The 13,644-nt window shown below is 53.4% G+C and carries 12 protein-coding genes; 6 read left to right on the forward strand and 6 right to left on the reverse strand.

Annotation, left to right across the window (positions count from 1 at the left end; genetic code table 11):
- Positions 1-98: 98 nt before the first annotated feature.
- Genes RC85_RS15265 through RC85_RS15275 form a run of 3 tightly spaced genes read left to right on the forward strand, consistent with a single transcriptional unit; the run spans position 99 to position 2,948 of the window.
- A complete protein-coding gene (locus RC85_RS15265; protein WP_068264361.1) occupies positions 99-632 on the forward strand; it encodes an ATP-dependent zinc protease family protein in 534 nt (177 codons plus the stop codon).
- The gene (locus RC85_RS15270; protein ID WP_068264362.1) at positions 629-1,843 is read left to right on the forward strand and encodes a RimK family alpha-L-glutamate ligase; all 1,215 of its coding nucleotides are present in this window, start codon (positions 629-631) and stop codon (positions 1,841-1,843) included. The genes RC85_RS15265 and RC85_RS15270 overlap by 4 nt, the downstream gene beginning before the upstream one ends.
- Positions 1,818-2,948, forward strand: coding sequence for a succinylglutamate desuccinylase/aspartoacylase family protein (locus tag RC85_RS15275; RefSeq protein ID WP_235033349.1), 1,131 nt, complete (start codon positions 1,818-1,820; stop codon positions 2,946-2,948). The genes RC85_RS15270 and RC85_RS15275 overlap by 26 nt, the downstream gene beginning before the upstream one ends.
- Positions 2,949-3,072: 124 nt before the next feature.
- Here RC85_RS15275 and dnaN read toward each other — a convergent pair whose 3' ends face one another.
- On the reverse strand, positions 3,073-4,191 hold the full coding sequence (gene dnaN, locus RC85_RS15280) for a DNA polymerase III subunit beta (RefSeq protein WP_068264364.1): 1,119 nt from the start codon (positions 4,189-4,191) through the stop codon (positions 3,073-3,075).
- A 455-nt stretch (positions 4,192-4,646) separates the two neighbouring features.
- On the opposite strand from dnaN, the gene RC85_RS15285 reads away from it, so the two are divergent.
- Complete coding sequence (locus RC85_RS15285; RefSeq protein ID WP_068264366.1) at positions 4,647-5,849, forward strand: hypothetical protein; 1,203 nt, start codon at positions 4,647-4,649, stop codon at positions 5,847-5,849.
- 446 nt (positions 5,850-6,295) lie between these two features.
- On the opposite strand, the gene RC85_RS15295 is transcribed toward RC85_RS15285, so the two are convergent.
- The 3 genes from RC85_RS15295 to RC85_RS15305 form a co-directional block, all read right to left on the reverse strand.
- Positions 6,296-7,408, reverse strand: coding sequence for a helix-turn-helix domain-containing protein (locus RC85_RS15295; protein WP_084422708.1), 1,113 nt, complete (start codon positions 7,406-7,408; stop codon positions 6,296-6,298).
- Between the two features lie 105 nt (positions 7,409-7,513).
- Positions 7,514-8,677, reverse strand: coding sequence for a cysteine desulfurase family protein (locus RC85_RS15300; protein WP_068264370.1), 1,164 nt, complete (start codon positions 8,675-8,677; stop codon positions 7,514-7,516).
- Positions 8,674-9,312: a hypothetical protein gene (locus RC85_RS15305; protein WP_068264372.1), complete on the reverse strand. Its 639-nt coding sequence runs from the start codon at positions 9,310-9,312 to the stop codon at positions 8,674-8,676. Before RC85_RS15305 ends, RC85_RS15300 begins: the two co-directional genes overlap by 4 nt.
- Positions 9,313-9,316: 4 nt before the next feature.
- Here RC85_RS15305 and RC85_RS15310 point away from each other — a divergent pair, with 4 nt between their 5' ends.
- Both RC85_RS15310 and scpB read left to right on the forward strand, forming a co-directional pair.
- Entirely contained in the window at positions 9,317-9,523 is a 207-nt protein-coding gene (locus tag RC85_RS15310; RefSeq protein WP_068264373.1) for a hypothetical protein, read from the forward strand.
- 23 nt (positions 9,524-9,546) lie between these two features.
- A complete protein-coding gene (gene scpB, locus RC85_RS28285) occupies positions 9,547-10,974 on the forward strand; it encodes an SMC-Scp complex subunit ScpB (protein WP_068264374.1) in 1,428 nt (475 codons plus the stop codon).
- Positions 10,975-10,982: 8 nt separating this feature from the next.
- On the opposite strand, the gene hemA is transcribed toward scpB, so the two are convergent.
- Both hemA and ccsA read right to left on the reverse strand, forming a co-directional pair.
- On the reverse strand, positions 10,983-12,263 hold the full coding sequence (gene hemA, locus RC85_RS15320) for a glutamyl-tRNA reductase (RefSeq protein ID WP_068264376.1): 1,281 nt from the start codon (positions 12,261-12,263) through the stop codon (positions 10,983-10,985).
- Positions 12,260-13,369 (reverse strand): cytochrome c biogenesis protein CcsA, encoded by a 1,110-nt coding sequence (gene ccsA / locus RC85_RS15325; RefSeq protein ID WP_068264378.1) that lies wholly within the window; start codon positions 13,367-13,369, stop codon positions 12,260-12,262. Before ccsA ends, hemA begins: the two co-directional genes overlap by 4 nt.
- Positions 13,370-13,644: the final 275 nt, after the last annotated feature.

Genomic DNA, 13,644 nt, shown 5'->3' on the forward strand with positions numbered 1-13,644 from the left:
TTTTTTTTACATGATTGTGATCTGGAGTCGCGTTACCCCGTTCAGCAATTGCACGACTCGGATACTATACGCCCAAAAGACTTCGTTGTCGTAACCCGATGAGTAAACCGGCCGTGTCAGAGTCGAACATTAATCTTCACGAAGAGTCGCCACTGCTAATCATAGGATGGCGAGAATGGGTATCCATGCCCGATTTGGGAATCAAACGCACCAAGGCAAAGATCGATACGGGTGCCCGTTCATCCAGCCTGCACGCTTTCGAGATTGAGTCTTTTGATAAAGAAGACGTCCAGTGGGTACGTTTTCAGGTTCATCCGATTCAACGGCGTGACGATATTGTCGTTCAATGTGAAGCCGTCGTGCATGACATTCGACGAGTTCGTAGCAGCAGCGGCGAATCTGCCAAACGCTTTGTTATTCGAACGCCGATTACTTGGATGGGTCAAACGTGGGACGTTGATTTGACGTTGGCCGACCGCAGCTTGATGGGTTTTCGGATGCTGATCGGACGTGAAGCAGTTCGAGGTCGATTCTTGGTCGATCCAGGTCGATCCTACTTTGGTCCACGACCCACTCGATCGAAACGACGACCGCCGCCACCACCGAATCCTGACTCAAAGAAAGCACCATGAAACTTGCCATTCTGTCGCGAAGCCCCAATTGCTACAGCTCGCGTCGGTTGCGCGAGGCTGCTCTTAAACGCGGCCTGAAACCAAAGGTACTGGACACGCTGCGTTTTTCGATCGATCTGGAGAAAGGTGAACCCGACCTGTACTTTCGATCCAAACGCCTTTCGCACTATGACGCAATCATCCCGAGGATCGGAAATTCGATCACGTACTTCGGGACGGCGGTGGTGCGTCAATTTGAACAAATGGATGTTTTCACGGCGGCATCGTCTGCTGGGATTGCCAATTCTCGCGACAAACTTCGTTGCCTACAAATCCTAAGCCGTCACCATATTGGAATTCCCGAAACGACTTTCGTTCGCGAAAAAAAAGATGTGTTGCCGGCGATCGAACGAGTTGGCGGAACGCCGATCATTATCAAACTGCTTGAAGGCACTCAGGGTGTTGGTGTGATTTTGGCGGATTCAGTAAAGATTGCTGAAGCCATCATTGAAACGCTTCAAAGCACACGACAAAACGTTCTGATCCAAAAGTTTGTCGCCGAGAGTAAAGGACGTGACATTCGCGCCTTCGTCGTTGGCGATCAAGTCGTTGCCGCGATGCGCCGAGTGGCTCAGGGTCAAGAGTTTCGCAGCAACGTGCATCGTGGCGGCAAGACTGAACAAGTTATTCTGGATGATGCCTACTGCGAAACCGCGGTTCGCGCGTCTCAGATCATGGGTCTGCGTGTCGCGGGTGTCGATATGCTTGAAGGCAAAGATGGACCGCAAGTGATGGAAGTCAATTCGTCGCCGGGCTTGGAGGGTATCGAAAACTGCACCCAGCTTGATGTGGCCGGTGCGATCGTTGATTACATCAACGCGCAAGTTGCGTTCCCCGACCTGGATCTGCGACAACGTTTGACGGTTAGCCGCGGCTACGGCGTGACCGAAATTCATATCCCCGAAGGTTCGGACTTTGTTGGCAAGACAATCGACGAATCGGGTTTGCCCGAACAAGACATCAACGTGCTGACGCTCTATCGAGCCAACAGTGTGATCCCTAATCCTCGACTCAAACGGACGCTTGAACCGCACGATCGTTTGTTGTGCTTTGGGAAGTTAGAAGCGATGCGTGGAATGGTCCCCGAAAAGACTCAAAAGAAACGGCGTCCAAAAGTTAAGAAACTCAAGACTGAAATTGAATCGAATGGACAAGAACGAAAAGATGACTGACTCGGAATTTCCGACGCCTAATTCGGGTAAGTCGATTGAAGATTGGCTTGGGCAACCCATTCCACGCGGTGACGTTTCAAATGTGTTTCTTCCGGTCAGCGAGAGTTATGCTGGGATTGCTCTGAAGATCCCGCTACAGATTCAACGTGGTGAAAAGGACGGTCCCGTTGTCTTCGTAACCGCTGCCTTACACGGTGATGAACTCAATGGCGTCGGTGCGATTCGTGAACTGCTACTTGATGAAACGTTCAAGCTAAAAAGTGGTTCATTGGTACTTGTACCCATTTTGAACCTGCTAGCGTTCGATCGGCACAGCCGATACATGCCCGACCGTCGCGATTTGAATCGGTGTTTTCCTGGGTCGCCCGGTGGTTCGTTAGCCAGCCGTGTAGCCGACAACATTTTTACCGAGTTGGTCGGTCGATGTGATTATGGAATTGACTTGCACACCGCGGCGGTGCGTCGGACGAACTACCCGAATGTTCGGGCCGATATGAAAGACCCAAAAGTCGCTGAGTTGGCGAAGACGTTCGGTGCTGAAGTCATTGTTGACTACGCCGGCGCTGCCGGAACACTGCGACGCGAAGCCTGTTTGGCTGGTTGCCCGACAATCGTTTTAGAAGGCGGCGAAGTTTGGAAAGTAGAACCAGCGATTGTTGAAACTGCGGTGCGTGGGATCAAGAATGTGCTTCGTCACTTAGACATGATCGATGGCGATATCGAAGTTCCTGAAACCCAAATGATCGTCAACAAGACGCAATGGGTGCGAGCCGACCATGGCGGTTTTTTGCAGTATCACGCTCGTCCCGGACAAGTGGTCGAAAAGGATCAACCGCTGGCTACCAATTCTGATCTTCTTGGACGAGAAAACCGTTTGATGGTCGCACCTTTTGACGGCGTGGTGATTGGAATGACAACGATCCCGGCCGTAGGCCCCGGCCAACCGGTCTTTCATGTTGGCAAATTGCCAAAGAACACCGATGCCGATGAAGTGCATGAGTCGCGGCAGGAAACGGAGAGCTTGGAACAGCGTACCGTTGAAGACTTGTCATCCAATGTGTTAGTCATCAAACACGACGATCAACGCGACATGGGTCGGTCGTAGAGAAGTAACGTCGCGATATCGTAGGCCGGAACAAGCGGTAGCGCAGTTCCGGCAATAGCATTTTCGGGTGCTGCATTGCCGGAACTGCGCTACCGCTTGTTCCGGCCTACATTGATCCTTTGTTCTATCGATCTTTGGCCATCGGCATGATCACGTAGCCGTAGCCATCGTCGGTCGATAGCAGAGCAGGGGCGGCACCGGATTCGATCTCAAAGATGAAATTCGTTTCGTTGTCTAAGACCTTGCAAAAGTCGGCGACGTAGCGATGGTCCATCGTCAACGTGATTGATTCGCCGTCGTAGGCAATTGGCAGCTCAATTTGAGATTCACCAATCTCTGCTGTGCTGGCTTCCAGTTTCAACGTGCCATCGGCAAACGTGAAATCGATCCCGCGGCTTTCCATGTCGGTGACAATCGCAGCCTGACGAAGGGCAGCGAACAAAGGCCCGACCGTCATGTCCAATTGAATTGCCTCGCTACGCTGTGGCAATACTTGCCGCCAATTTGGATAGCGACCCTCGACCAAACGCGAGTAGATCACCGCTCGGCTGGTCCGAAGCAACAGGTCGTTGTTGCGAGCGGCGACGTCAACGGTTTCTTCCTTGTCGCTTAGTGCTCGTTCCATCAACTGAATCGCACGCGTTGGAACGATCGTCGTCATTCCATTGGTTTGATGGCTGCCAACGGACTCACCGGTGCCTTCCATCCGAGCAAGTCTACGACCATCGGTACCGACCGCGGTGACATTGTTTTCTTCCATTTCCAAAAGCACTCCGCCAAGAGCGTATCGACTGCTTTCGGGGTCAGTTGCAAACACCGTCCGTTTGACCATCTCGCGGAACAACCGAGTGGGAACGACGTGGTACTTGTCTTCCTCGAATCCAGCCACACTAGGAAATTCGTCGGGGTTGGCACCGGGAAGCTTGAACTTGCTGCGGCTACCAGTAATCCGAATCCCTGAATCGTCGGTTTCGATTGTTAGCGATTCATCGTTACTTTCGCGAAGGATCGCCATCATTTTTTGGACGGGCAACAGACCCGCACCCTCGGTTTCAATCTCGACGCCTTCTTCGACCTCCAACCGAATTCCAACTTCCATGTCGGTTGCGATCAACGTCAGCTTGCTGCCCGAGGCAGTGACTTTGACATTTTGCAGGATTTCCTTGGGTGACCGACTCGGTGCAATGCTGGCCGCCAGTGCGAAGGCTTGAGTGAGAGGTTCTCGTTGGCAAACGATTTTCATAGAAACGAGTCTTCGGCAATGAAAGTTAAACGGGGCAGCTCGCTGCAAACAACGTCACAGGGAGCAAGGTCACTCTTTTGAATTGGCCCATGTTTTACATCGAGAATGCAATCAACGCACGACCGGGGATCAAGTGACTTTTACCTGCCAGAGGATGCTCCCTTTAAAGTAAGTAATATCTATTTAACGTCGTCATCGTAATGGGTCAGCCAGAACTGTTGAGAATCACCTGTTTAGAACACTTAAGTTGTTGATTTCAAACGAGTTTTGATTCTGTGTTTTGAGTGGAAAACTCGTTAGACTAAGGCAGGCTTTGTGTAGAAATACTTCGGTGTTTACGACAAAGGTCAACAGTGCCTCAGGAAGGCTGACAATCAAGGGTCGCGAACACGCACGCATAGCCAACAGTTTGCGAACGAGTTATCCACCAAGAAAAAAGATCGAGTTTTGACACGATGAACCGATTAAAACGATTTTTCAAATGGATGACGATCCTAACTTTATCGTTCGTGTCGCTTTTGGTGTTGGTGGTAGCGGTCTTGAATTGGCGGGCATCGCGAGAAGTCGAGGCTCGGCTAGCACCGCTGCGGGAGGCCGAGAAGCCGACCAGCATCAGTGACCTGAAGCCGTTACCGGTCGCTGATTCAGACAATGCCGCCAAGGCGATCGAGCCATTGGAAGAGTTGTGCCGCGAACTCGATTCACAACTAGCCAAAGCGATCTACCAAAAAGATACAGATGAAGAATACGAGGCGGCACTGATCGGGTTAGCGAGAACCATTGCAACAGATCATCCTGAATTGATACCGAGCTTGAAGAAGGCTTTCGCGCTGCCCGAGTTTCAACCCGATTACGAATTCGACTTGTCGCCAACGGCTTTCATGGACAACGTCCTTCAACAAAACCGTTCCGTTCGAATGGTGGCTCGCGTGATGCACGGGCATGGGCTGATGTCGCTAGAAGATGGGGAAACTGACGAGGCGATCGCGGACGCGCTGTCCGTTTTAAAGTGGAGTGGTCATATCGCTAACCAACCGCTGCTAGTGAATTACCTGGTCAGCGCCGCGGTTCGCAGCCAAGCATTGGATTTGGCTAGCCGTTGTCTGGTCGCAGATAATTCATCGCCGCAAATGCGTACTCAACTAATCGATGCATTGGAACGGTCTGATTTGCAAAAGCAGTTTGATCAGTCAATTGAAAGCGAACGAGCGTTTGGGATTTCCTCTTTCGAGTCGTTTGCTCTGTTTCGATTTCAAGTCATGGTTGGCGAGCTTTCCGCCTACTTGGATATGGTCGACGAATTCAAGTTGATTGTTCAGCGACCGACAGGCGTGGCACCCAAGCAACCAGAAACCAGCAGCATGTTTGCGGCGTCCACCTGGCCCGCGTTCGAGACTGGTTTGGCTGCCTTGAGACGCAGTCAAGCCAAGTCGCAGGCAATTCTGATTCTGGCCGCATGGCAGGACCAGGGGAGCGATGTGACGACGAAGGTTGCCGACCTTCGTTTGCCCGCATCCATCACGTTGGATCCCTTCGACGGATCGCAGATGAAATTGAAAGCGACCAAAGATACGGTCGTGGTTTACTCGGTCGGACAAAACCTGACCGATGACGGCGGCAAACTTGCAGGGGAACTGGATGTTGGTGTAGGGAGATAACGACTTTGGTACAGAACCAAGGAACAGCACACCATCGTTTTGCCCCTTCATCGTTTTGCCGATCGGAATCGACTAGCGACAAAAAATTGGGCAAAACGATGAAGGGGCAAAACGATGGTGCGCGAATTGCCGGAACTGCGGTACTGACGGGTCTTGTTGCAGGCCTGACCCCCGCGAAGCGTTTTCCAAGCATCGGCCCCGTAGCATGGCCCCCTGGGCCGTGGCAACACAAAACTCGGCCCAGGGGGCCAAGCTACTTGGTGCCGATCAAAAAAGGGTTTGACACATTTGTTTTCCTGGCAATACAAAACTCGGCCCAGGGGGCCAAGCTACTTGGTGCCGATCAAAAAAGAGGTTTGACTCATTTGTTTTCCCCTTAGCGTTTCATTAGCGTCAATAACCGGTTCAAGTTCACGAAAAGATCAGTTGCCGGCCTGAAAAAAGGGTTAGGCGGCTAGCTTTTCGGTCAGCTCGGCTGCGGCGCGGCGGATGGCGGTGTCGGTTTCGACTAGCTCGGTCGTTTTGCGAACTGCGTGAAGTACGGTGGTGTGGTCACGGCCGCCGAAGTGTTCGCCAATTTGGTTCATGCTGGTGTCGGTTAGTTTCCGAGCTAACCACATCGCAAGCGAACGTGCACGAACCAGATTCTGTTTTCGTGAACTGCTTCGTAGGTCTGAACTCTTCAAATTGAAGTAGCGAGCGACCGTGTTGGTAATCGTTGCGACCGAAACGTCGCGGACTTGCCGGCTGCCATTGATTGCCGCTTGGACCGCAGCAATGGAAGCGTCCGATTCATTCATTCGACACCACAATTGAACCTGCTTCATTGCCGCTTCCATGGCACGAACCGGAATCCCGCTTTCCAATCCAGCATCCAAGATCGAAATCAGGCTGGCATCAAGTTCCAATCCAATGTGCAATGCAAGCTCGCCCAACAATTGTTTTCGCGAGTTCGCTTTGGGCAACGCGATCGGAATCATCAATCCTGGTGCGGCACGACTGGCTAAGCGGCTACAGATTCCACGCACTTCGGCCGGACTGCGTTTGCAGGTCAGGATCGTTGGTTTGCCTGCGTCGAAACGCGTTTCAATCCGCAGGGCCAATTCTTCTTGAGCCGCCGTCTTGTTGGCGATCAGATGCAGATCATCGATCACCAAAACGGGTGCGGCTTCCAGTTCGTCACTGAGCGGTTTTAAATCGTCGGCACCGATCGCTTCCGCGTATGATCGTGCAAAATCGACTGCGGAATAGTAAACGACTTTCGCAGGACCGGTCTTCTCGAAATCCTGATCAGCCGCAAGATCCATCGCCGCTCGAGTTGCCAGATGCAAAGCGATCGACGTCTTGCCGCAGCCAACCGGTCCGGTCAGCAAGACAGGGTTACCGACTTCAAAGACGTCAATCTCACCACGACAAACCAAAGAAGTTAATCGGTTTTCATCGCCAGCAATAAAGTACGGCAGCGAACCGACCGCCAATGCAGAACCACGACGACGACGCTGGAGCGTGGGCCGTTCCAGCGGAAATGATTCAACGGTCGTTTCTTCTTGCAGCAACACGACTGAGGCAAAGTCTCGTTTTGGAGAAGCCTGGCAAGTTGGTGGATTTGGATCCGAATTCGCCCGATTGTAGGCGTTGCCCGAGGTTTGGCTAGTGGATAAGCATTAGTTATCCACATTGTTTTTTGCTCGTAAGCGTTTGTGGACGTTGGAGATAGATTCAATTGCGGAATCTATTTCCTGTTCGGTGGAAAACTTGGACACTCCGAATCGGATCGCTGAATGGATCTCCGATTCAGGCCGATTCATGGCCAACAACACGTGACTGGGCGGGCTGCTGCCGCTGCTGCACGCCGATCCGCTGCTGCAAGCGATTCCTGCCATATCCAGGGCCATCAACATCGATTGGCGGTCAATTCCGACAAATGACAGACACGTCGTCATTGGCAATCGATCAGCATCTTTGCCATGGACCACGACATTTCCGATTCGGTCGATTAAGCCGTTTTCTAGGCGGTTGCGTAGATGAAGGGTGTGGTCGCGGGAGGTTTCCATTTCATCGCAGGCCAGCGTGAGAGCTTTCGACATTGCGACGACCAGTGCGACCGGTTCGGTGCCTGGTCGGGTATCCAATTGTTGTTCGCCGCCGCGAAGCATGGCTTCGACCTTGACGCCGCCGTCGATCCAAAGAGCACCGACGCCGGCGGGGCCGTGGAATTTGTGGGCGGTGAAGGTAACCGCTGCGACCCCTAAATCCGTGATGTGGAAAACCTGTTTGCCAACTGTTTGAGTAGCGTCGACGTGCAACGGTACATCCGCGGCGCGGCAGATCTGTGCGGCCTGCTTGATCGGTTGGACGACGCCGGTTTCGTTGTTCGCCGACATAATCGACACCAACGTTGCCTTGGAATTTCCTTGGTGGATCAGTGATTCCAGTTGGTCAACACAAACCACGCCGCTTGCATCGACATCGATCCAGCGTACGTCTCGCCCTTCTGTTTCCATCGCTTTGGCGGTCGCCAGGATACTGGGGTGTTCGATGCGGCTAACGACAACCGGACCCTGATTTCCACCGATGCCACGAAGCGCCAAATTGTTTGATTCTGTTCCGCCGCTGGTCAGGATCAAGCGGGCACCACCGGGCTGATCCAAACGGCAACCCAAGCATTTTCCGATCGCGACGGTGGCCTGTTCGATCAAGCCTTGGGCGCGCTGGCCGACGCGGTGCTGGCTGGACGGGTTGAGCGGTCCGCTGTTCCAAACGGAATTCATCGCATCGACCACTCGCGGATCGATCGCGGTGGTGGCGTTGTTATCGAGATAGATCAAAGGGATGGTATTTTGATGCTTTTTAGGTCTTCGTTTTCCGGATAATCCGCCAGCGCTTCGTCCAACAAAGCCTCCGCCAGCGGCAGACGATCGGCAGCGATCATGTCCTGAATCAAACTGAAGTATTCGTCCTGCAAGTGTTCGTCAATTTTGCTTTTAAGCTCTTCCGTTCTAGTCACTGCTTTGCTGGCATTGGCTGACACTAATTCTAACAGGGCAGGAATCAGGACATACAGTTCGCGATCGGCCAGTTTTTGGATCACAGGCCAGACCAAGGCTGCTTTGGCCGGATGATCGATGCTCCATTGCCGCCAATAGTCCTCGCCGGCCGAGCTGAGTTCCATTTGATCGATCAAAAAGCTGGCATCCGCCGGGGTGGATCCGGTTAAACCTCGTGACAGGCTGACCAGGTGCCAGGTTTGGGCCGGTCCGCGGGTGGATTGGATCAGCGATTTTTGACGCAGGTAGGTTGCGGTCTTACTGGTGCGAGTTTTGCGGTGAATGGGCGTGATCTGATGATGCAGCAGCGGTATTTCGTAGAAACTGAACTCGCGTATTTGGAAGTGGCTTGGTGCGAATTCAACACCGCTGACGTGACCCTGAGTCCGAATCACAAAGAAGCCGACCAGTAGCATTAGAATGACGCCAGCCGCCGTGATCCAATTGCGGACCGATTTTGAACTGGTCTGGTTTTTGGGATACGATTTGCTCTGCGACCTGTTCCGCGACCTGTTCTGGGATTCGCTCTGGGATTCGCTTTGGGAAACCGAGGTGGACACACGGACTCTTTTTGGGGGAAGGTTGCGGCGATCGCGGGTATCAACGCAAAAAAATCTGAAAAAATAATGACGCGAAATTCATTCTAGCCTATGTCTCGATCCTGGTCCGCAGCATCTGCATCTTCGCCATCGTTGGTCAGTCGTCCCAGTGCGTCGGGTTGGCCTGGGCTGGCTTGCGCCCAAGCCTTTGGCAAGCACTGCGCGGATCCCAATCTGAGGCGATCTTATGCGGTCATGACCCCCGGCCTTGGCGTTGATTTGTTGGATGAAGACCGCGCAAAGGAGCTGGCGGCCGATCTTTCCGATTCGCCCGCGGATGATCTTGATGAGGATCCATTGGTCAGACGTCGCCGCGTTGAAGCGGTCTTGTTGTTGGCAAAAAACCCGCTTTCACCAAGGAAATTGGCTCAATTGGCCCAAGTTGCTGATGCGACCGAGGCGCGAACTCATGTCCGCGACCTCAGCTCGGTCTACCAGGATTTGGGCCGAGCGATGCGGATTGAATTGATCGCTGGCGGCTACCGCATGATGACTCGGCCGGCCCTGGCACCCTGGTTGTCTCGATTGTCGCATGTCCCGGCACCGGTCCGTTTGTCCACGCCGATGATGGAAACATTGGCCATCGTCGCGTACCGCGGACCTCTGGCACGGTCGGGGGTGGAAGCGGTTCGGGGGGTCGCCTGCGGCGAATTGCTTCGCCAATTGATGGAGCGAGATTTGATCCGAATTGCGGGCCGTAGCGAAGAATTGGGAAGGCCCTATCTTTACGGGACCACTAAACGTTTCTTACAACTTTTCGGATTAGCAAATACAGAAGCTTTGCCACCCATTCAATGGCAGACCCTTCAAGAAGATAATCCCGAAGAATCGTCTCAAGAAAACCTGTCCGTTGACTCGATACCCGACGAAACGTCACTAGACCAATCCGACGAACTGTCATTGAATCAACCCGACGAACCGTCACCGGACCACGGATCAGATTCCACAGTTTTGAATTACCCTGTCCCGAAGTCCCCTGTCCCGAAGTCCCCCGTCCCGAAGTCCCCCGTCCCGAAGTCATCGAAGGAGCCTGTCGTGAGTACCTCTGTCGCGTCTGAGCCCAGCAGCGAAGCCAATCCAATTATCGATCCCATCATTGCTGCCTCGCAGGCTGCCGACTCAATCCAAGACTGGTCGGCCGAAGAAGTCACCGCTGACGATCCAGCGGCGGTCATCGAAGACGAAGAAGACGATCTCTACGAAGGCGTCAACGACGATGACGACGACGATGATTGGGATGACGACGATGACGACTGGGACGACGACGATGAAGAAGACGAGGATGATGACGACGACGAAGAGGAAGACGACGATCTCGACGGCGACTGGGAAGAAGTCGATGACTCCGACGACGATGAAGATGAGGACGACGATCTTGATGACATCGACCAAGCCGAGGATGACGAAGACTGGAGCGAAGACGATGACGACGCAGACGACGATGATGAGGAAGAAGAAGACGACGAAGAGTGGGACTGAACCGGGTCTTACTCGTCGCCTAAATTAAACAGGTGGCGAACGGCTTCCAACAATCCGCGCGTGTGTCCTTCCGCTGCGTCATCTCGAATTGATGTTAGCGGCGGATGCAGCAGTTTATTGATCAAGCGGTCAAACGACTTTTCAATCTCTTTGGCAACAACAGGATCCATCTGGTCCAGTTGCAGCTTGCCCACCAATCGTTGCAGTTCGTCGCTCTTCAGTTCCAACGCTTGATCACGCAACCGCCTGATCACCGGTCCAGTCGATCGATGTTGGAACGCTTGCACGAAACGTTTGGTTTCTTCGTCGATGATTTGCTTTGCTTTGGGCCATTCTTTTTGACGTTGCTTTTGGTTTCGTTCGCAAGCCGCTTTTAGGTCATCGATCGCGTACAAATAGACGCTGCTAAGATCGCCAATCGCCGGATCAAAGTCGCGTGGGATGGCGAGGTCCAGAATCAACAGGACGCGATGGTTGCGACGCGAATGCAAAGGTTCAAAATCGGCCAGTTCAATGATCGGCTCGCTCGCCGAGGTGGTTCCGACGACCACATCGGCGGTGACGATGTGATCTCGCAGCGTTTCCCAACGATCGACTTTGGTTCCAAATTGCTTGGCCAATTCCGCGCCACGGTCGTAACTGCGATTGAGCACGGTGATGTTGGCGGCACCGGCTTGTTGAAGGTAACGCAGCGTTTCTTCGCCCATTTCACCCGCACCGCAGACCACGACCTGTTTATCAGCGAGCGAGTCAAAGAATTCAGGAATCACTTCGCCCACCGCAACACTGGGAACGCTGACACGACGACGGTGAATGCTGGTTTCTTGCTGAACACGTTTGGCCGTACGGTTGGCGGATTGAAAAACGCTGTGCGTCAGTGGACCCGCTGATCCGACATGACACGCGCGATCGTAAGCTTGTTTGACCTGCGACAAAATCTGCGCCTCGCCGACAACCATGCTGTCCAAACTTGATGCGACCGCGAACAGGTGCTCGATCGCCTCGGTCCCCGAACGGTAGATCATTTGATCGACGACTTCGTCGGTGGTCAGTCGTTGTTGGTCGGCCAGGAATTGTGCAACCGCGTCACGATCAAGTTCGGTATCGTCCGGCGCGGTCGTATAGAGTTCGATACGATTGCAGGTGCTTAGCAGCACCAATTCGCAGGACGGAAATTGTCGTCGAAATTCCGCCAGCGCCGCCGTCACCTGATCGCCACTGAAGGCAACTTTTTCGCGAAATTCAACAGCCGCATCATGGTGGCTGCACCCGATCATTTGCAGCTTCACGATTGGGTGTCCTGACGATCAAACTGCATTGCACTGAATTTTCCACCTGCCAAGCGCAGGGGACATGCAGTTTTTGAAGCCCATAAAACCGATTGATTGTGATTTACTTCTCCCTTTGGAAGAGGTCGGGCTCTCAGGCCCGGGACAGGGCTGAGCGTAAATGGGTTTTCATTGACGGCCCCCTCCCGGCCGCCCGAACGTCCGACTTGCGCCTGCTCCGCGGTGGAGGCGTCTTGCTGATCAGGCTTTGGCGACTGTCCGTGTTGCGTACTCAGCACTCCCCACATCGCCAACACAAAGAAACCCAAACTGGCCAGCGATAGGTAGACCGCTTTGCGACCCTGTTTCGCCGGTGCATACAAGTGTTCCAACAGCGTCGCTGCGATCAACCAACCCAACAACAGCGAACTAAGCAGCACGCCACCGTCGGTCCAACCAATTTGTCCCCATCGATTCACATTCATGATCACGCCAGCGATCACTCCAATGCCAACTGAAACGGTGCTGAAAACCAGCGATCGCCGATTCACTCTTCCAAGCGTTTCCAGCGTCGGTAAACGCAACCCCGATCCGGCGCGATGATTCTTTAAACGACGTGACTGAATCAAGTACATGATGCCTGCGAGAAAGCCGACCAACACGGCCATCGATCCTGCCATCATCGCCAGCCCATGGATGCTGCGCCAAACTTCGGTTGCTTCGCTACGCGAAAACGGCGGCTGGTCACGGACCATTAAACCGACCGCGATCATTGCCATCACCGCCGGCAAAAAGAAAAAGCTGACGACCGTGTCAGGCCGCTGCAGATAATAGACAAAGAAACAAACCGCTAACCCCAACGCCAACAGCAGCGACCAATCCGTCCATGTCGCGAACAATCCAACATCGCCAGACCCGCCAATCTGAGCGGTTTCCTGGGATGCTCGCAGAATCAAGTAGCATCCGTGTGTGAACAGTCCGATGACCATCATCACGATCACCATCAATCCGCGGCCCGGAACCCGACCGATCAGTCGCAATAATTCCAGCAGCAAAACGACCAGATAACTGGTGAAGAAGCAGGTAATCGTGATGTTGCCAAGAATGCTTAGCACAAGTTCTTTCATTCAAACGGGATCGCTGAGAATGTCGATCATTGGTGCAACAAGGGTGACCTGTGGGACATTCTTTGGGTTTACTGCGAGTAGTGCTCGAAGGCCCTCCCTAGTTTACCACGAGCGATGCTTGAAGGCCCGGCCGCTTACGCGTCGCGGCTCACTAGTAGTCCATGTCAGCTCAATCTTCGGTTAGGAGGTAGCGGAAGTCGCGTAGACTTTCGGCGTCCCCCTCGTAGCCGAAACTCTTGGCGAGTTCCGCTACCCGAAAATTGAGGTGACGCGGA

Origin of the sequence: Rubripirellula obstinata (genome assembly GCF_001642955.1) — a bacterium.
In the GTDB taxonomy this organism is placed as follows: Bacteria; Planctomycetota; Planctomycetia; order Pirellulales; family Pirellulaceae; genus Rubripirellula; species Rubripirellula obstinata.